Source organism: Pseudomonas sp. S07E 245, assembly GCF_019599025.1.
GTDB classification, from domain to species: domain Bacteria; phylum Pseudomonadota; class Gammaproteobacteria; order Pseudomonadales; family Pseudomonadaceae; genus Aquipseudomonas; species Aquipseudomonas shirazensis.
In genome coordinates this window covers 3,405,001-3,422,146 of the sequence record NZ_CP080625.1, presented here as the reverse complement: position 1 = coordinate 3,422,146, position 17,146 = coordinate 3,405,001, and the positions used below count along the sequence as shown (strand labels likewise).

Genomic DNA, 17,146 nt, shown 5'->3' with positions numbered 1-17,146 from the left:
AATGAAAAACGGGGCGCCTGAGCGCCCCGTTCGATGAAAAGCACGATCAGGCTTTGCCGACCTGCTTTTCTTTCTTCTCTGCCACTTCCTTGCAATCGAAGCACAGGTCAGCGGTAGGGCGAGCTTCCAGACGGCGCAGGCCGATCTCGATGCCACAGGCTTCGCACCAGCCGTATTCCTCGTCGACAATCAATTGCAGGGTCTTGTCGATCTTCTTGATCAGCTTGCGCTCGCGATCGCGGGCGCGCAGTTCAAGGGCGAACTCTTCCTCTTGCGAGGCACGGTCCGCTGGGTCGGCAAAGTTGGCCGCCTCTTCTTTCATATGGTCAACGGTCTTGTCGACGCCGATCATCAACTCTTGCTTCCAAGCACTCAGGATCTTGGTGAAGTGCTTGCGCATGGGTTCACCCATGTACTCTTCACCCTTGCTCTCCTGATAGGGCTCAACCCCATAAAGGTTCTGACTGGCTTTTTGCTTTTCTAGGGTGGACATGAATAGACCGCCTCTCACTCATCTGATCCAATGCGCAGGATGCTCCATCTCCGGCGACCGCCGGCCCTGCGACTGCGAGCCGCCGAACTTACCAGATAGATCGGGGGTGCGCTACCCCGGCCGATCTCACTGTTGACAGCGGCCCGCGCTACGCGTTCAGTGGCATGTTGACGCTTGATTCACCAGTCTAGATGCATTTCATAGAAGGCCCACAATGGCTCAGTCCTACAGCGCGCGCAGCCGCGCCATCGAACCTTTCCATGTCATGGCCCTGTTGGCCCGCGCCAACGAGCTGCAGGCCGCCGGCCATGACGTGATCCATCTGGAAATCGGCGAGCCGGATTTCACCACCGCCGCACCGATCGTCGCTGCCGGGCAGGCTGCGCTGGCGGCGGGGCATACCCGTTACACCGCCGCGCGCGGGCTACCCGCACTGCGCGAAGCGATCTCTGCCTTTTATGGCAAGCGCTACGGGCTGGACATCGACCCGCAGCGCATCCTGATCACGCCAGGCGGCTCGGGCGCGCTGCTGTTGGCCAGCAGCTTGCTGGTCGACCCCGGCAAACACTGGCTGCTGGCAGACCCGGGCTACCCGTGCAATCGGCATTTCCTGCGGCTGGTCGAGGGCGCCGCGCAGTTGGTGCCGGTCGGGCCAGAGGTCAATTATCAGCTGACCGCCGAGTTGGTCGCGCAGCACTGGAACCAGGACAGCGTCGGTGCACTGGTTGCATCGCCGGCCAACCCCACCGGTACCGTGCTCGACCGCGATGAACTGGCCGGCCTGGCGCAAGCGATACGCGCCCGTGATGGCCATCTGGTGGTGGACGAGATCTATCACGGCCTGACCTACGGTATGGATGCGCCGAGTGTGCTCGAAGTGGCCGATGACGCCTTTGTGCTGAACAGTTTTTCCAAATATTTCGGCATGACCGGCTGGCGCCTGGGCTGGCTGGTCGCGCCGCCGCAGGCGGTGGCCGATCTGGAGAAGCTTGCGCAAAACCTCTACATCAGCGCCCCAAGCATGGCCCAGCACGCCGCGCTGGCCTGTTTCGAGGATGACACCCTGGCCATTCTCGAACAGCGCCGTGGCGAATTTGCCAAGCGCCGCGACTATTTGCTGCCGGCGTTGCGCAACCTTGGCTTCGGCATCGCCGTCGAGCCGCAAGGCGCCTTCTATCTATATGCCGACATCAGCAAGTTCGGTGGCGACGCCTTCGCCTTCTGTCGGCACTTCCTCGAAACCGAGCATCTGGCGTTTACTCCGGGCCTGGACTTCGGCCGCCATCAGGCTGGGCACCATGTGCGCTTCGCCTATACCCAGAGCTTGCCGCGGCTGGAACAGGCGGTTGAGCGGTTGGCCCGCGGCCTGCGTAGTTGGCAAGGCTGATGGCGCAGTTTCCTCAACTGGAACAGGGCCGCCTGCTGCGCCGCTACAAGCGCTTTCTGGCCGATATCGAACTGGCCAACGGCGAGCAGCTGACCATTCACTGCCCCAATACCGGTTCGATGCTCAACTGCATGCGCGAAGGCGGGCAGGTCTGGTTCAGTCGCTCCAACGACCCCAAGCGCAAGCTGCCCGGCACCTGGGAAATCAGCGAGACGCCACAGGGCCGGCTGGCCTGCATCAATACCGGGCGGGCCAACGCACTGGTTGAAGAGGCTTTGCACGCCGGGGTGATCAGCGAGCTGGCCGGGTTTACCGCACTCAAGCGCGAGGTGGCCTATGGCAGCGAGCGCAGCCGGATTGATTTTCGTCTGGAGTTTGCCAGTGGGCCTGCCTATGTCGAGGTCAAGAGTGTCACCCTCGGCTACCCGGACAGCGCAGTGGCGGCGTTTCCCGATGCCGTCACCCAGCGCGGTGCCAAGCATCTGCGCGAGCTGGCGGCACTGGCCCGCCAGGGGATTCGTGCGGTGCAGCTGTATTGCGTCAATCTCAGCGGGATCGACGCGGTGCGGCCTGCCGAAGAAATCGATGCCGCCTACGCCACGGCGCTGCGCGCAGCTGTTGCCGAAGGCGTCGAGGTGATCGCCTACGGCACCTGCCTGGATGCCCAGCAGATTCGCATCGACCGCCCGCTGCCGGTGTTGCTCACGCGCTGAGCCAGATGCCCTGGCTGTCTTCATGGCAGGCCAGGGCGTGCAGCTGCTCGCCCTCGCACGGGCCGGCCACGCACTCGCCACTCTCGATCAGAAACAGCGCCCCATGCTGGGCGCAGTGGATCAGGCTGGCACTGGCATCCAGAAACGTGTCGTCTGCCCAGTTCAACGGGATGCCCTTGTGCGGGCAGCGGTTGCGATAGACAAACACCTGGCCGTGGCGACGCACGGCAAACAGCGCCTGGCCTGCTACGTTGAATGCACGGCTGTGGCCTTCAGCAAGTTGCTCGGAAGCACATAGAAGCTGCATCGCGGGAAATCGTCCTGCGGTAAAAGGTTGGCACAAGGCAGCGCTTGACGCTCAATGAGAATAATTATCAAACTGTGCGCTGTTGCGTTGGCCGACTATGGTGCGCAGTTCTGTCGTGTGCCACAAGGCGCACGGCCTGTCTTCTGTAAAGGAATCCGCTTATGCGCCGTCCTGCTGCTCTGCTTGCCCTGTGCGCTGCACTTGTTATGTCCACTCAGACGGCGGCTGCCGAACTACCGCAGCGCTGGGTCAGTGCCGGCGGTGCCTTGAGTGAGTGGATCAGCGCGCTGGGTGGTGAGCAGCGGCTGGTCGGCGTCGATACCACCAGTCAGCACCCCGAGGCACTGACTGCGCTGCCGAGCATCGGCTATCAGCGCCAATTGTCGGCCGAGGGCATCCTCAGCCTGCGTCCTGATCTGCTGGTCGGCACTGACGAAATGGGCCCGCCGCCGGTGCTGGCGCAGATTCGCCAGGCCGGGGTGCGGGTCGAGGTGTTCTCGAGCAAGCCTGAGCTGGCGGCACTGGATGCCAACCTTGAGAAACTGGGCCGTCTGCTTGGCGAAGACGGCCGCGCCGGGCTGCTCGCTGGACAGTTCCATCATGAGCTGGACGCCGTACAGACCAAGGTCAAACAGGCGCAGGCTGCGCAGAAAGCGCCCGGTGTGTTGCTGCTGGTCGGCCATGCCGGTGCCAAGCCATTGATCGCCGGCGCGGGTACGGCAGGGGACTGGCTGCTGGGCCAGGCCGGCGGGCGTAACCTTGCCGAGCATCAGGGCTACAAGAACTTCTCGGTCGAAGCACTGGCAGCGCTCGACCCCGACGTGGTGGTGATTGCCGACCGCAGCTTGAGTGGTGAGCAGGCGGTGCAAGCGCTGCTCAAGGAAAATCCAGGCCTGGCCAGCTCGCGCGCGGTGCGCGAGAAGCGCCTGGTGTCGCTGGACCCAACCCTGCTGGTGGGCGGCCTCGGCCCGCGTCTGCCGGCGACTCTGCAGCAGCTGGCGGGTGAGTTCTATCCACAGGCCAAGGCCAGCTTCGCCCCATGAAACAGAGGGTTCAGCCGCGCACCTTGTTCATCGGTCTGAGCCTGCTCTGCCTGCTCGCAGTATGGCTGTCGCTGGCGCTGGGGCCGGTCAGCCTGCCATTGCTGGATACCCTGCGCGCCGGCTTGCGCCTGCTCGGCGTGCCGATTGCCGCTGATGGGCTGGAGCAGGCCGAGCTGATCCTGGGGCAGATCCGCCTGCCGCGGACCTTGCTCGGGCTTGCGGTGGGCGCCGTGCTGGCGTTGTCCGGAGTGGCCATGCAAGGCCTGTTTCGCAACCCGCTGGCGGACCCAGGGCTGGTCGGCGTGGCTAGCGGTGCTGCGCTCGGCGCCGCTATTGCGATTGTCGGCGGCAGTTGGCTGGGCGGTATCCCGGAGTGGTTTGCGCCGTATCTGCTGTCGGTATGTGCCTTTGCCGGTGGCCTTGGAGTCACCGCGCTGGTCTACCGGCTGGGCCGGCGTGACGGTCAAATCAATGTCGCCACGATGCTGCTGGCCGGTATCGCGCTGACTGCCCTGGCCGGCTCGGCAGTGGGCTTGTTCACCTATCTGGCCGATGACGCCACCCTGCGCACCTTGACCTTCTGGAACCTGGGCAGCCTTAACGGCGCCAGCTATGCCCGGCTGTGGCCGTTGCTGGTGGTGACCCTCGCCGTGGCGCTGTGGCTGCCCAGGCGGGCGCAGGCACTCAATGCCTTGCTGTTGGGCGAGTCGGAGGCGCGGCATCTGGGCGTCGAGGTCGAGTCACTGAAGCGCGAGCTGGTGTTCTGCACCGCCTTGGGCGTAGGCGCAGCAGTGGCCGCCGCCGGCCTGATCGGTTTTATCGGGCTGGTGGTGCCGCACTTGGTGCGGCTGCTGGCCGGGCCTGATCACCGGGTGCTGCTGCCAGCCTCATTGCTTGCCGGCGGCTCGCTGCTACTGTTCGCTGATCTGGTCGCACGGCTGGCGCTGGCGCCCGCCGAACTGCCGATCGGCATCGTTACTGCGTTCATTGGGGCGCCGTTCTTTTTGCTGTTGCTGCTCAAGGGGCGCCACTGATGCTCGAAGCCAAAGGCCTGCACTTGCAGCGTGGTAGCACCGAAGTGCTGCACGATATAAGCCTGAGCGTGAAGCCTGGGCAGATCCTTGGTGTGCTGGGCCCCAATGGCGCTGGCAAGAGCAGCCTGCTCGGCGCGCTGTGTGGTGAACTGATCCCCAGCCAGGGCCAGGTGCGCCTTGGCGGGCGGGGCCTGGCCGAATGGGCCGGGCAGGCGCGGGCACGGCAATTGGCGGTGCTGCCGCAGGTGTCCAGCCTTGGCTTTGCCTTTCGCGTTGAAGAAGTGGTCGGTCTTGGCCGCTTGCCCCATGCCAGCGGCCAGCAGCGTGACCGCGAGATCATCGAAGCTGCGCTGCACGCCGCAGATGCCCAGCACCTGCTTGCGCGCAGTTACCTGGCGTTGTCGGGCGGTGAGCGCCAGCGTGTGCATCTGGCGCGGGTGCTGGCGCAATTATGGCCAGGCGAGGCGGGCGCGACGCTGCTGCTCGATGAACCCACCTCGATGCTCGACCCGCTGCACCAGCACACCACCTTACAGGCCGTGCGCAGCTTTGCCGACCGCGGCGCGGCGGTACTGGTAATCCTGCATGACCTGAACCTGGCCGCGCGCTACTGTGACCAGCTGATGCTGCTCGAGCAAGGCCGTTGCCACGCCCTGGCCAGCCCGCGCGAGGTCCTGACGCCAGAGGCGCTGAAGGCTGTGTTCGGCATCGATGTGCTGGTGCAGGATCATCCTGAACGCGGCCACCCGCTGATCATCATGCGCTAAGGAGCTTGCCCATGATCTGTCGCCTGTTGTTGCTTGGTTTGCTGGTTGTATTTGGCGGCTGTCAGGCGCGACAGGCCAGCCTGCCGCCGCTGCCCGTCTGGCAAGCCAGCGAGGGCCGCACCAGTGCACAACTGGGGCAGATTCGCGAACTCGCCAGTGGCCGCCTGCTCAGCCCTGAGCAACTGCTGGATGAGTTGGCGCAGGCGCCGCGGGTGCTGGTTGGAGAGAAGCACGACAACCCTGATCACCACGCGCTGCAGCTGTGGCTGCTAAAGGCGCTGCAGGCGCGCCGAGCGCAAGGCAGCCTGCTGTTGGAAATGCTCCAGCCCGAGCAGCAGGCACGGGTCGACGCGGTGGCTGGCGCCGCGCAACTGCCGGCCGACCTGGCCAAAGCCCTGGCCTGGCAGGACGGCTGGGACTGGGCGCTGTACGGCCCGATCGTGCGCCAGGCGTTGCAGCAGTCGACCCCGCTGCTGGCGGCCAATCTGTCCACCAGCGAAATGCGCCAGGCCTACCGGCAGCCTGCTGGGCTGAGTGGCCAGCGCTCGAGTGCGCCTGCTGTCAAAGCCGAACTGCTCAAGCAAGTGCGTGAGGGGCACTGCGGGCTGCTGCCTGAAAGCCAGTTGCCGGCAATGCTGGCGGTGCAGCAGCAACGCGACCGGCGTATCGCCGAGCGGTTGCTGGCGGCAGCGCAACCGGCGTTACTGTTCGCCGGCAGTGCCCACGTGCGCAACGACCTCGGCGTGCCGCTGCATTTGGCTGATCTCGGCGCCAAGGGCGCGAGCAAAGTCTTGTTGCTGGCCGAAGTCGGCAGCGAAGTGCAGCCGGGCATGGCCGACTATGTCTGGTTTACGGCGGCGCTGCCAGAGCAGGACTACTGCGCCCAGTTGCGCAGCCAGCACTGATCATCCGCGGCTAGCGGCGGCGCTTGAGCCCGAATCGCAGGCAAAAAAAGACCCGGCAAAAAGCCGGGTCAATAACCGTGATTAGCCTGATGAGGAGATAATCTGAGAGTCCGAACCAAGGTCTTTCAAATTACCCAACCAGTCTCGCGACCAGTTGTGATAATCATAACGATTCTCATTTCTGCGTCAATCCCTTCGCTGCAATTTATTTAAGATTTTTCTGCAGCGTGCATTTTGCGTCCAGCTGTTGATTCAGTGCTTCCTTGCGTTCGGCCGGCAAATCATTCCAATGCATGTCGAGCAACGCCCCCTCGATTGCATACAGCAGGACCTTGGACGCGCGAAAGCCTCTACTCTTCACTGCCTGATAAGCGCCGACCGCGCCGAGCCTGCGCAAGTCGGATGCACTGTGGATGCCGACCGCATGCAACCACTGCGCAGAGGTCTTGCCGAGGTTTTTCAGGTGCTGCAACTCATCGTTCATCGAGCCTCCTTGCGATGGCTGAACGGGGGCATATCGAAAATCGTGAGCAGGTCAGACAGGAGTGTAGCGGGGGTTGGCGAATTCGCCCGCAAAGCCCGCCGTGCGCGGCGGGCAGGGCAGCACAGGGCAATTGCTGCCCCGCGCTTTGGAGATGTTACAGGCCGGGCAGGCGCTGACGAATCTGCTCGATCACGGCGTCCATGGCGGCGCCCTGCTGGGTGTCGACGCGGGTGCTGTCGCGCAGCTCCTGATCGTCCAGCGGGTCGCGGCTGGCCTGCTGAGCCTTGACCACTTCAAGGGTGGCGTCGGAAGGGTCAAGCTGCTCAGCCTGACGCTGTGCCAGCCAGCTTTCGATGACCGCATCCGGCGCGTGGCAATCGAGGATCAGCAATGGCACCCCGGTCTGGTTGGCGACGCTGGCGGCGGCCTGGCGCTGTTCGCGCTTGAGGTAGGTGGCGTCGAGCACTACCGGGAAGCCCGCGCGCAGAATCACGTCGGCCAGTTGATGCAGACGCTGATAGGTAGCGGCGCTGGCATCTTCGGCGTAAATGCCGCCTTGCAGTTGGCCGGCAGCCTGAGCCAGTTGTTCACCGAACAGGCGCTTGCGCTCGACATCGGAGCGCACGCGGATCGCCCCCAGTGCTTCGACCAGGCGCATCGACACGTGGCTTTTGCCCACTGCCGAAACGCCATGGGTGATCGCCAGCAAGCGTGAAGGGATGGCGCTGTAGCTTTCCGCCAGGTTGGCGTAGTTGCGGTAGGTGCGCAGGGTGGTGGCGCGCTGCACGCCATCGGCGTCGGCCGGCATGCTGAACAGGGCGACCTTGGCCCGCACCAGGGCGCGGTAGGCCTTGTAGAAGTTGAGCAGCTCCAGGCCCTGGTAGTCGCCGGTCAGTTCCAGGTACTGGCTGACGAAGCGCCGCGCCAGACACTTCAGGCCACGGTCTTCGAGGTCCATGGCGAGGAAGCCGGTGTCAGCCCAGACATCGGTCATGCGGAACGGCTCGTTGAACTCGATGCAGTCGAAGATCACCACCTTGCCGTCGATCACCGTGGCATTGCCCAGGTGGATGTCACCGTGGCATTCGCGGATGAAGCCGTCACGCTTGCGCGCCTCGAACAGGCCGTGCAGGCGGTCGAAGCTGCTGCGGGCCCAGGCTTGCAGGTTGTCCAGTTGTTGCAGGTCGGCCTTGTCGCTGAGGAACGGGCGAATCTGCTCGAAGTTCTGTTCGACCGGTGCCATCACGCTGGCCGGGGTGCCGAATGGCTGCTCGGCGGCGACCTTTGGCGTCTGCTGGTGGAACTCGGCAATCTGCCGCGCCATCTGGTCGATGTGGCTGGCGGTCAGTTCACCGTTGGCCTGCAGCGTGCTGAGCATGTTGCTCTGGGGGAACTGGCGCATGCGCAGGGCGAACTCGATCGGTGAACCTGCGCCGCCCAGTTGCGGCGCCTCGGCGCTGCCGGTGATCGGCAGCACGTCCAGGTACAGGTCGTCGGTCAGGCGCTGGTTCAGGCGCAGTTCTTCGTTACAAAAGTGTTCACGCTGGTCGAGGCCGGTGAAGTCGAGAAAACCGAAGTTCATCGGTTTCTTGATCTTGTAGGCGTACTCACCGGTGAGCAGGACCCAGGAGATGTGCGTCTCGATAAGCTGGAAGCCGCTGACCGGGTGCGGGTAAAGGGCGGGGTTCTGCAGGGCACTGATGAGGGCTTGGCTCACGGGCAATCCTTCCGGGATAAGGGAATTCGAATGCGCCATTATGGTCAATGGTGCCGTCCCTGCATACCGCCGGGCCTGCCTTGATTAAAGTGCGTATAATCCGCCGCCATGACTCGATCCCGAAATTCCCGTACTGCGCAAAAACGCTCGCCTGGTCGCTCGCGCGTCTGGCTGGGCTGGGCTCTCAAACTGAGCCTGGTCGGCCTGGTGCTGCTCGCCGGTTTTGCTATCTACCTCGATGCCATCGTCCAGGAGAAGTTCTCCGGCAAGCGCTGGACCATCCCGGCCAAAGTGTATGCCCGGCCGCTGGAGCTGTTCGTCGGCCAGAAGCTGAGCAAGGACGACTTCCTCACTGAGCTCGACGCCCTTGGCTACCGCCGTGAAACCGCGGCCAATGGCCCAGGCGCGGCGTCGGTCAACGGCAACAATGTCGACCTCAACACCCGCGGCTTCCAATTCTATGAAGGCCTGGAACCTGCGCAGTTCGTGCGTGTGCGCTTCTCGGGCGATTATGTGGCCGGCATGACTGGCGCCAATGGCGGCAAGCTCGATGTGGTCCGGCTCGAGCCGCTGATGATCGGCGGCATCTACCCGAAAAACCTCGAAGATCGCATCCTGATCAAGATCGATCAGGTGCCTCCGTACCTGCTGGAAACCCTGGTTGCCACCGAAGACCGCGACTTCTACAGCCACTTTGGTGTGTCACCCAAGGGCATCGCCCGGGCGATCTGGGTCAACACTTCGTCCGGTGCCATGCGCCAGGGCGGTAGTACCCTGACTCAACAGCTGGTGAAAAACTTCTACCTGACCAGCGAGCGCAGCCTGACGCGCAAGCTGACCGAAGCGATGATGGCCGTATTGCTCGAAATGCATTACGACAAGCGCGAGATTCTCGAGGCCTACCTCAACGAGGTCTTTGTCGGTCAGGATGGCCAACGTGCCGTGCACGGCTTCGGTCTGGCCAGCCAGTTCTTCTTCAGCCAGCCGCTGCAAGAGCTCAAACTGCACCAGATCGCCTTGCTGGTGGGCATGGTCAAGGGCCCGTCCTACTACAACCCGCGGCGCTCGCCTGAGCGTGCGCTGGTGCGCCGTAACCTGGTCCTCGACCTGTTGGCCGAGCAGGGTGTGGCCAGCCAGGAAGTAGTCGACGCGGCGAAGAAAATGCCACTGGGCGTGACCAAGCGCGGCAGCCTCGCCGATAGCTCGTTCCCGGCCTTCCTTGATCTGGTCAAGCGTCAGCTGCGCCAGGACTACCGAGACGAAGACTTGACCGAAGAAGGCCTGCGCATCTTCACCAGCTTCGACCCGATCCTGCAGATGAAGGCCGAGACTGCCATGAGCGAGACGTTCAAGCGTCTGGCCGGGCGCAAGGGCTCGGATGCGGTCGAGTCGGCGATGGTCGTGACCAATCCGGAAACCGGCGAAGTCCAGGCCTTGATCGGCAGCCGCCAGTCCGGCTTTGCCGGCTTCAACCGCGCCATCGATGCAGTGCGCCCGATCGGCTCGCTGGTGAAGCCGGCGGTTTACCTCAGTGCACTGGAAAAACCGAGCAAGTACACCCTGACCAGTTGGCTGCAAGACGAGCCGTTCTCGGTCAAAGGTGCGGATGGCCAGGTCTGGCGTCCACAGAACTACGACCGCCGTGCGCATGGCACTATTTACCTGTATCAAGGCCTGGCCAATTCGTACAACCTGTCGACCGCCAAGCTAGGCCTGGAAGTCGGCGTGCCGAACGTGCTCAAGACCATTGGTCGGCTCGGCGTCGATGTCGACTGGCCGGCGTTCCCGTCGATGTTGCTCGGCGCTGGCGGGATGTCGCCGATGCAGGTCGCGACCATGTACCAAACCATCGCCAACGGTGGCTTCAACACGCCGATGCGCGGCATTCGCAGTGTGCTCACCGCCGAAGGCGAGCCGCTCAAGCGCTACCCGTTCCAGATCCAGCAGAGCTTCGACCCAGGTGCCATTTATCTGGTCCAGAACGCCATGCAGCGGGTCATGCGTGAAGGTACCGGGCGTTCGGTCTACAGTGTCCTGCCAAGCTCGCTGACGCTGGCCGGCAAGACCGGCACCAGTAACGATTCGCGCGACAGCTGGTTCTCCGGTTTCAGCCAGGATCTGCTGGCGGTGGTCTGGCTCGGCCGCGACGACAACGGCAAGACACCGTTCACCGGCGCCACCGGTGCGTTGCAGGTCTGGACCAGCTTCATGCGCAAGGCCGACCCGTTGCCACTGGACATGCCGCAGCCGGACAACATCGTCCAGGCCTGGATCGACCCATACAGCGGGCAGGGCTCGGACAGCAGCTGTCCGGGAGCAGTGCAGATGCCGTATATTCGCGGCAGCGAACCGGCCGCTGGCGCTGCCTGCGGTGGTGAACAGCAACCGGCCGACTCGGTCATGGATTGGGTCAAGGGTTGGATGAATTGAGCACTGCGGGCCGGCGGGGATGACCCACTGGCCCGTAGCCGCATTTAGAGAGGGTAACAAGTGAACAAGTGGTGGCTTCCTGCCTTGACCGCGCTGGCCATGCTCCATGGCTGCGCCAGCGTTCCACGCGGCAACATTCCGGTGGTCGACTCGAGCACCCGGGTATCCAACAGCGAGCGGGTCACCGCCAACCAGCGCACGCCGGTTACCGCCAATGGCACCAGCCAGGCGCAGTCGCTGCCTGAGGACTCCGGCGTGACCGTGATGATCCCGCAAGGCGCCGGTGCTTCGTCGATCCAGACCTTCCCGGCTGGCAACGCGGCGCCGATCAGCAGCGCGCCGATCGATACCACGCCGATTACCACCAACCCCAACCCGATTGCCGACGAGCCGTTCGACATCGCCTCGATGAACAGCACCCCGGCGGCGACCAGTGCGCCTACCGGTATCCCGCGCAGCGCGCCAGCTGGCGGCCTGTCGGCTGACGAGCAGCTCGATGGCCCGGTACTGGCGCTGTTGACCACGGCCCAGCAGCAACAAGGCGGTGGCGACCTCAATGGCGCTTCGTCGAGCCTTGAGCGCGCCCAGCGCATTGCCCCGCGCGAGCCGCAGGTGCTGTTCCGCCTGGCCCAGGTGCGCCTGGCCCAAGGTGATTCGGCCCAGGCCGAGCAACTCGCACGCCGCGCGCTGACCTACGCCAATGGTCGTCCAAGCTTACAAGCGGAGCTGTGGAACACCATTGCCCAGGCCCGTGAGAAGCAGGGTGACAGCGCCGGTGCCGCTCTGGCTCGGCAGAAAGCCCGGGTCAATCTGTAATGGTCGAGCAACGCATTCTCGACATCGCCGACCATTTGCTGCTGATCGAGCACGAGTTGCGGAGTCAGGGCTGGTGGAGCGAGCAGGCACCCAGTGCCGAAGCGCTCGCCAGTGTCACGCCGTTTGCGGTCGATGTGATGAGCTTTGAGCAGTGGCTGCAGTGGATTTTCCTGCCACGCATGGCGTTCATCCTCGAACACGCCCAGCCGCTGCCGAACGCCTCGGGCATTCTGGTCATGGCTGAAACGGTTTTCAGTGATCGCCCGGAGCAAAGTCGCGAGCTGCGCCGACTATTGGCTGAATTTGACCAATTGATCGGCACATCCGCCTGATTTCTGCTCTTTTTCAGACTAGAGCCGCAGATTGCGGCTCTTTTTTTTGTTTTTGTTTGGTTTTCTGCTGCTGTGAACTGTATTCGTGGTGGAACAAATTCATCTCGAGGAAAAATTGGCAATAATTTTTCTTGACATAACCTCGGCGAATCACAAGAATCAGGTTCCGCTTTAGAGGGACTGCCAGAAGCAGACCCGCTAAGCAGATCATGAGGCGCATACCCGCGCCGACTTGTAACACCCCGCAACGCGTTACCTCGCGCTGGGTGGGAAAACCCCGCAACACTCTGGGGCGCTCCCAATACTTGCTCAGTCAGTGCTGACGTTCGCTCGTGCTCTGCTTGGCAGTAAACCTATTAAGACCCGTCCATCAGGGACGGTATTCTGGCGTTTTAGAGGTGAACAACGTGGAGCTTTTATCTGGCGCTGAGATGGTCGTCCGCTTCTTGCGTGACGAAGGCGTTAAGCACATCTACGGGTACCCTGGCGGTGCTCTCCTTCATGTATACGACGCGCTGTTCAAAGAGCCGGAAGTCGAGCACATCCTGGTTCGTCACGAGCAGGCTGCAACCCACATGGCTGACGGCTATGCCCGTGCCACCGGCAAGGCTGGCGTAGTGCTGGTGACTTCCGGCCCGGGTGCAACCAATGCCATCACCGGTATTGCCACCGCGTACATGGACTCGATTCCGATGGTGATCCTGTCGGGCCAGGTGCCTAGCACCATGGTCGGCACCGACGCCTTCCAGGAAACCGACATGATCGGTATTTCCCGGCCGATCGTGAAGCACAGCTTCATGATCAAGCATGCCTCGGAAATCCCCGAAGTCATGAAAAAGGCCTTCTACCTGGCGCAATCCGGTCGTCCTGGCCCGGTCGTGGTCGACATTCCAAAAGATATGACCAACCCGGCGGAGAAGTTCGAGTACGTCTATCCGAAGAAGGTCAAGCTGCGTTCCTACAGCCCGGCCGTACGTGGTCACTCGGGGCAGATCCGCAAGGCAGCCGAGATGATCCTCGCCGCCAAGCGTCCGATCGTCTACTCCGGGGGTGGTGTGATCCTCGGTGGTGGCTCCGAGACCCTGACCGAGATCGCCAAGTCGCTGAACCTGCCGGTTACCAACACCCTGATGGGCTTGGGTGGCTTCCCCGGTACCGACCGCCAGTTCCTCGGCATGCTCGGTATGCATGGCAGCTTCACCGCCAACCAGGCGATGCACCATGCCGACGTGATCCTGGCTGTCGGCGCGCGTTTCGATGACCGTGTGATCAACGGCCCGGCCAAGTTCTGCCCGAATGCCAAGATCATCCACATCGACATCGACCCGGCGTCCATCTCGAAAACGATCAAGGCCGACGTGCCGATCGTGGGTCCAGTCGACAGCGTGCTCAGCGAGATGCTGGCGATCTTCAAGGAAATCGGTCAGCAGCCTGAAAAGGCCGCGCTGGATGCCTGGTGGAAGCAGATCGACGAATGGCGTGGCGACCGCGGCCTGTTCCCTTACGACAAGGGCGACGGCAGCGTGATCAAACCGCAGACCGTGATCGAAACCCTGTGTGAAGTGACCAATGGCGATGCTTACATCACCTCCGATGTCGGCCAGCACCAGATGTTCGCTTCGCAGTATTACCGCTTCAACAAGCCGAACCGCTGGATCAACTCCGGTGGCCTGGGCACCATGGGCTTCGGCTTCCCGGCGGCGATGGGCATCAAGCTCAACTTCCCCGATCAGGACGTGGCCTGTGTGACCGGCGAAGGCAGCATCCAGATGAACATCCAGGAGCTGTCTACCTGCATGCAGTACGGCCTGCCGGTGAAGATCGTCAACATGAACAACGGTGTGCTGGGCATGGTTCGCCAGTGGCAGGACATGGCCTACAACGGCCGTCACTCGCATTCGTATGTCGAATCGCTGCCGGACTTCGTCAAACTGGTCGAAGCCTATGGCCACGTCGGTATCCGCATCACCAGCCTCAAGGACCTCAAGCCCAAGCTGGAAGAAGCGTTCGCCATGAAAGACCGGCTGGTGTTCATCGATATCGCGATTGACCGCACCGAGCACGTCTACCCGATGCAGATCAAAGACGGCTCGATGCGCGACATGTGGCTGAGCAAGACGGAGCGTACCTGATATGCGGCACATCATTTCCCTGCTGCTGGAAAACGAACCCGGTGCCTTGTCTCGCGTGGTCGGCCTGTTTTCCCAACGCAACTACAACATTGAAAGCCTGACCGTGGCGCCGACCGAGGACCCAACCCTCTCGCGCCTGACCCTGACTACCGTTGGTCATGACGAGGTGATCGAGCAGATCACCAAGAACCTGAACAAGCTGGTAGAAGTGGTGAAGCTGGTCGACCTGTCGGAGAGCGCGCACATCGAGCGCGAATTGATGCTGGTCAAGGTCAAGGCAACCGGCGCTCAGCGCGCCGAGATCAAACGCACCACGGATATTTTCCGTGGGCAGATCGTCGACGTCACCGCCAGTGTGTATACCGTGCAACTGAGCGGCACCAGCGACAAGCTGGACAGCTTCATCCAGGCGATCGGCACTGCATCGATTCTCGAAACCGTGCGCAGCGGCGTTACCGGCATTGCCCGTGGCGACAAAGTGCTCAGCGTCTAACTTAAACAAATAGCGATGGCTCCGCAGGGGCCGAGATCTAACAGGGGTATTTCATGAAAGTTTTCTACGACAAAGACTGCGACCTTTCCATCATCCAGGGTAAGAAAGTCGCCATCATCGGCTACGGTTCGCAAGGCCACGCTCAGGCATGCAACCTGAAAGACTCCGGTGTAGACGTAACTGTCGGTCTGCGTAAAGGCTCGGCTACCGTTGCCAAGGCAGAAGCTCACGGCCTGAAAGTGGCTGACGTGGCTTCGGCTGTCGCTGCTGCCGACCTGGTCATGATTCTGACCCCGGACGAATTCCAGGGCACTCTGTACAAGACCGAAATCGAGCCGAACATCAAGAAAGGCGCCACCCTGGCCTTCTCCCACGGCTTCGCGATCCACTACAACCAGGTTGTGCCGCGTGCTGACCTCGACGTGATCATGATCGCGCCGAAGGCCCCAGGCCACACCGTGCGTTCCGAGTTCGTCAAAGGCGGCGGCATCCCTGACCTGATCGCTATCTACCAGGACGCCTCGGGCAACGCCAAGAACGTTGCACTGTCGTACGCTGCAGGCGTCGGCGGCGGCCGTACCGGCATCATCGAAACCACCTTCAAGGACGAGACTGAAACCGACCTGTTCGGCGAGCAGGCTGTTCTGTGTGGCGGTACCGTCGAGCTGGTCAAAGCCGGTTTCGAAACCCTGGTTGAAGCTGGCTACGCGCCAGAAATGGCCTACTTCGAGTGCCTGCACGAACTGAAACTGATCGTTGACCTCATGTACGAAGGCGGTATCGCCAACATGAACTACTCGATCTCCAACAACGCCGAATACGGTGAGTACGTGACTGGCCCTGAGGTCATCAACGCCGAATCGCGTCAGGCCATGCGCAACGCTCTGAAGCGCATCCAGGACGGCGAATACGCCAAGATGTTCATCTCCGAAGGTGCTACCAACTACCCATCGATGACCGCCAAGCGTCGTAACAACGCCGCCCACGGTATCGAAGTGATCGGTGAGCAGCTGCGTTCCATGATGCCTTGGATCTCGGCCAACAAAATCGTCGACAAGACCAAGAACTGAGTCTTTGCGATGAGATGAAAAACGCGGCTTAGGCCGCGTTTTTTCGTTTAAGCGGCGCGCTTCTGGTATAAAGCGACCAGTGGCTTGCCGTCAGTTTGTGCTTCGCAAGCCTGTATCGAACATTTTCCAATCAAGGTAATTTTCATGAGCGAACGTCCCGAAGAGCCGAACACGCCCTCCGACGCCGAAAGCCTGCTACCTGTAGATGAGCACGTTGAAGAAGGGCATGACGCCGAAGGGCGCAAGGTCCGTCATCGCGGTATCTACCTGCTGCCCAACCTATTCACCACGGCCAACCTGTTCGCCGGCTTCTACTCGATCATCAGCTCGATCAGCGCGCAGAGCGCCATGAGCGCAGGTGACCCGCGCGAGGCGAGCAAGTACTTCGCCTTTGCCGCTATTGCCATTTTCGTGGCCATGGTGCTCGACGGCCTGGATGGCCGGGTAGCACGCATGACCAACACCCAGAGCGCATTCGGCGCTGAATACGACTCGCTGTCGGACATGGTCGCCTTCGGCGTGGCGCCGGCGCTGCTGGCATTCGGCTGGGCACTGGGTGACATGGGCAAGGTCGGCTGGATGGTTGCTTTCATCTATGTTGCTGGTGCTGCCCTGCGTCTGGCACGCTTCAACACCCAGGTCGGCACTGCTGACAAACGTTACTTCATCGGCCTGGCCAGCCCGGCTGCGGCAGGCGTGGTGGCGGGTACCGTATGGGCCTTCAGCGATTTCGGCATTCAGGGCTCGAAGCTGTCGTTCCTGGTGGCGCTGCTGGTGGCGGCTGCGGGCATGCTGATGGTCAGCAACGTCAAGTACAACAGCTTCAAGGAACTCGACCTGCGTGGGCGGGTGCCGTTCGTGGCGATCCTTGCAGTTGTGCTGGTGTTTGCCGTGGTATTCAGCGACCCGCCGCGCATTCTGCTGTTGATCTTCCTCGGTTATGCCGTGTCGGGCCCGGTGCAGTATCTGCTGCGGGTACGTCGGCAAAAAAACTGAAGTTGATTTAATGACGGAATAACCTTC

General features: G+C 62.3%; 17 protein-coding genes. 13 read left to right on the top strand and 4 right to left on the bottom strand.

Annotated elements, in window-relative coordinates:
* Nucleotides 1-46: 46 nt before the first annotated feature.
* Nucleotides 47-493, bottom strand: coding sequence for an RNA polymerase-binding protein DksA (dksA, locus tag K3F44_RS15755; protein WP_101322139.1), 447 nt, complete (start codon nucleotides 491-493; stop codon nucleotides 47-49).
* Between the two features lie 214 nt (nucleotides 494-707).
* Here dksA and K3F44_RS15750 point away from each other — a divergent pair, with 214 nt between their 5' ends.
* Together K3F44_RS15750 and sfsA are read left to right on the top strand one after the other, a co-directional pair.
* A complete protein-coding gene (locus tag K3F44_RS15750; RefSeq protein WP_150571328.1) occupies nucleotides 708-1,880 on the top strand; it encodes a pyridoxal phosphate-dependent aminotransferase in 1,173 nt (390 codons plus the stop codon).
* Complete coding sequence (sfsA, locus tag K3F44_RS15745; RefSeq protein WP_220632549.1) at nucleotides 1,880-2,593, top strand: DNA/RNA nuclease SfsA; 714 nt, start codon at nucleotides 1,880-1,882, stop codon at nucleotides 2,591-2,593. The genes K3F44_RS15750 and sfsA overlap by 1 nt, the downstream gene beginning before the upstream one ends.
* Here the strand turns inward: sfsA and K3F44_RS15740 are convergent.
* Nucleotides 2,583-2,900: a Rieske 2Fe-2S domain-containing protein gene (locus tag K3F44_RS15740; RefSeq protein WP_150571330.1), complete on the bottom strand. Its 318-nt coding sequence runs from the start codon at nucleotides 2,898-2,900 to the stop codon at nucleotides 2,583-2,585. The genes sfsA and K3F44_RS15740 overlap by 11 nt on opposite strands.
* A 161-nt stretch (nucleotides 2,901-3,061) precedes the next feature.
* On the opposite strand from K3F44_RS15740, the gene K3F44_RS15735 reads away from it, so the two are divergent.
* Genes K3F44_RS15735 through K3F44_RS15720 form a run of 4 tightly spaced genes read left to right on the top strand, consistent with a single transcriptional unit; the run spans nucleotide 3,062 to nucleotide 6,649 of the window.
* Nucleotides 3,062-3,943: a hemin ABC transporter substrate-binding protein gene (locus tag K3F44_RS15735; RefSeq protein ID WP_150571331.1), complete on the top strand. Its 882-nt coding sequence runs from the start codon at nucleotides 3,062-3,064 to the stop codon at nucleotides 3,941-3,943.
* A 50-nt stretch (nucleotides 3,944-3,993) separates the two neighbouring features.
* Nucleotides 3,994-4,977 carry an iron ABC transporter permease gene (locus K3F44_RS15730; RefSeq protein WP_220634197.1) on the top strand — a complete coding sequence of 328 codons (984 nt, stop codon included), beginning with the start codon at nucleotides 3,994-3,996 and terminating at the stop codon, nucleotides 4,975-4,977.
* Nucleotides 4,974-5,744, top strand: coding sequence for a heme ABC transporter ATP-binding protein (locus K3F44_RS15725; protein WP_409077677.1), 771 nt, complete (start codon nucleotides 4,974-4,976; stop codon nucleotides 5,742-5,744). The genes K3F44_RS15730 and K3F44_RS15725 overlap by 4 nt, the downstream gene beginning before the upstream one ends.
* Before the next feature lie 11 nt (nucleotides 5,745-5,755).
* Complete coding sequence (locus K3F44_RS15720; RefSeq protein ID WP_220632547.1) at nucleotides 5,756-6,649, top strand: ChaN family lipoprotein; 894 nt, start codon at nucleotides 5,756-5,758, stop codon at nucleotides 6,647-6,649.
* Nucleotides 6,650-6,854: 205 nt separating this feature from the next.
* Here the strand turns inward: K3F44_RS15720 and K3F44_RS15715 are convergent, their stop codons facing one another.
* Nucleotides 6,855-7,133 (bottom strand): TfoX/Sxy family protein, encoded by a 279-nt coding sequence (locus K3F44_RS15715; protein ID WP_101322131.1) that lies wholly within the window; start codon nucleotides 7,131-7,133, stop codon nucleotides 6,855-6,857.
* A 154-nt stretch (nucleotides 7,134-7,287) separates the two neighbouring features.
* Nucleotides 7,288-8,850 (bottom strand): bifunctional aminoglycoside phosphotransferase/ATP-binding protein, encoded by a 1,563-nt coding sequence (locus tag K3F44_RS15710; protein ID WP_220632546.1) that lies wholly within the window; start codon nucleotides 8,848-8,850, stop codon nucleotides 7,288-7,290.
* A 108-nt stretch (nucleotides 8,851-8,958) separates the two neighbouring features.
* Here K3F44_RS15710 and mrcB point away from each other — a divergent pair, with 108 nt between their 5' ends.
* The 7 genes from mrcB (at nucleotide 8,959) to pssA (ending at nucleotide 17,119) form a co-directional block, all read left to right on the top strand.
* Nucleotides 8,959-11,280, top strand: coding sequence for a penicillin-binding protein 1B (mrcB, locus tag K3F44_RS15705; RefSeq protein WP_220632545.1), 2,322 nt, complete (start codon nucleotides 8,959-8,961; stop codon nucleotides 11,278-11,280).
* A gap of 60 nt (nucleotides 11,281-11,340) precedes the next feature.
* The gene (locus K3F44_RS15700) at nucleotides 11,341-12,096 is read left to right on the top strand and encodes a M48 family metallopeptidase (protein ID WP_101322128.1); all 756 of its coding nucleotides are present in this window, start codon (nucleotides 11,341-11,343) and stop codon (nucleotides 12,094-12,096) included.
* Nucleotides 12,096-12,428, top strand: a complete 333-nt coding sequence (locus K3F44_RS15695; protein WP_101322127.1) for a YqcC family protein — start codon at nucleotides 12,096-12,098, stop codon at nucleotides 12,426-12,428. The genes K3F44_RS15700 and K3F44_RS15695 overlap by 1 nt, the downstream gene beginning before the upstream one ends.
* Nucleotides 12,429-12,835: 407 nt before the next feature.
* Complete coding sequence (locus K3F44_RS15690) at nucleotides 12,836-14,560, top strand: acetolactate synthase 3 large subunit (protein ID WP_101323108.1); 1,725 nt, start codon at nucleotides 12,836-12,838, stop codon at nucleotides 14,558-14,560.
* 1 nt (nucleotide 14,561) lies between these two features.
* The gene (gene ilvN, locus K3F44_RS15685) at nucleotides 14,562-15,053 is read left to right on the top strand and encodes an acetolactate synthase small subunit (RefSeq protein WP_101322126.1); all 492 of its coding nucleotides are present in this window, start codon (nucleotides 14,562-14,564) and stop codon (nucleotides 15,051-15,053) included.
* Between the two features lie 53 nt (nucleotides 15,054-15,106).
* The gene (gene ilvC / locus K3F44_RS15680) at nucleotides 15,107-16,123 is read left to right on the top strand and encodes a ketol-acid reductoisomerase (protein ID WP_101322125.1); all 1,017 of its coding nucleotides are present in this window, start codon (nucleotides 15,107-15,109) and stop codon (nucleotides 16,121-16,123) included.
* Between the two features lie 144 nt (nucleotides 16,124-16,267).
* Nucleotides 16,268-17,119: a CDP-diacylglycerol--serine O-phosphatidyltransferase gene (pssA, locus tag K3F44_RS15675; RefSeq protein ID WP_101322124.1), complete on the top strand. Its 852-nt coding sequence runs from the start codon at nucleotides 16,268-16,270 to the stop codon at nucleotides 17,117-17,119.
* Nucleotides 17,120-17,146 lie beyond the last annotated feature (27 nt).

What these genes read in the sequence shown, in the direction of transcription:
- dksA (WP_101322139.1), bottom strand. Translation starts at nt 493, where the DNA reads ATGTCCACCCTAGAAAAGCAAAAAGCCAGTCAGAACCTTTATGGGGTT.
- K3F44_RS15750 (WP_150571328.1), top strand. Translation starts at nt 708, where the DNA reads ATGGCTCAGTCCTACAGCGCGCGCAGCCGCGCCATCGAACCTTTCCAT.
- sfsA (WP_220632549.1), top strand. Translation starts at nt 1,880, where the DNA reads ATGGCGCAGTTTCCTCAACTGGAACAGGGCCGCCTGCTGCGCCGCTAC.
- K3F44_RS15740 (WP_150571330.1), bottom strand. Translation starts at nt 2,900, where the DNA reads ATGCAGCTTCTATGTGCTTCCGAGCAACTTGCTGAAGGCCACAGCCGT.
- K3F44_RS15735 (WP_150571331.1), top strand. Translation starts at nt 3,062, where the DNA reads ATGCGCCGTCCTGCTGCTCTGCTTGCCCTGTGCGCTGCACTTGTTATG.
- K3F44_RS15720 (WP_220632547.1), top strand. Translation starts at nt 5,756, where the DNA reads ATGATCTGTCGCCTGTTGTTGCTTGGTTTGCTGGTTGTATTTGGCGGC.
- K3F44_RS15715 (WP_101322131.1), bottom strand. Translation starts at nt 7,133, where the DNA reads ATGAACGATGAGTTGCAGCACCTGAAAAACCTCGGCAAGACCTCTGCG.
- mrcB (WP_220632545.1), top strand. Translation starts at nt 8,959, where the DNA reads ATGACTCGATCCCGAAATTCCCGTACTGCGCAAAAACGCTCGCCTGGT.
- K3F44_RS15695 (WP_101322127.1), top strand. Translation starts at nt 12,096, where the DNA reads ATGGTCGAGCAACGCATTCTCGACATCGCCGACCATTTGCTGCTGATC.
- ilvN (WP_101322126.1), top strand. Translation starts at nt 14,562, where the DNA reads ATGCGGCACATCATTTCCCTGCTGCTGGAAAACGAACCCGGTGCCTTG.
- ilvC (WP_101322125.1), top strand. Translation starts at nt 15,107, where the DNA reads ATGAAAGTTTTCTACGACAAAGACTGCGACCTTTCCATCATCCAGGGT.
- pssA (WP_101322124.1), top strand. Translation starts at nt 16,268, where the DNA reads ATGAGCGAACGTCCCGAAGAGCCGAACACGCCCTCCGACGCCGAAAGC.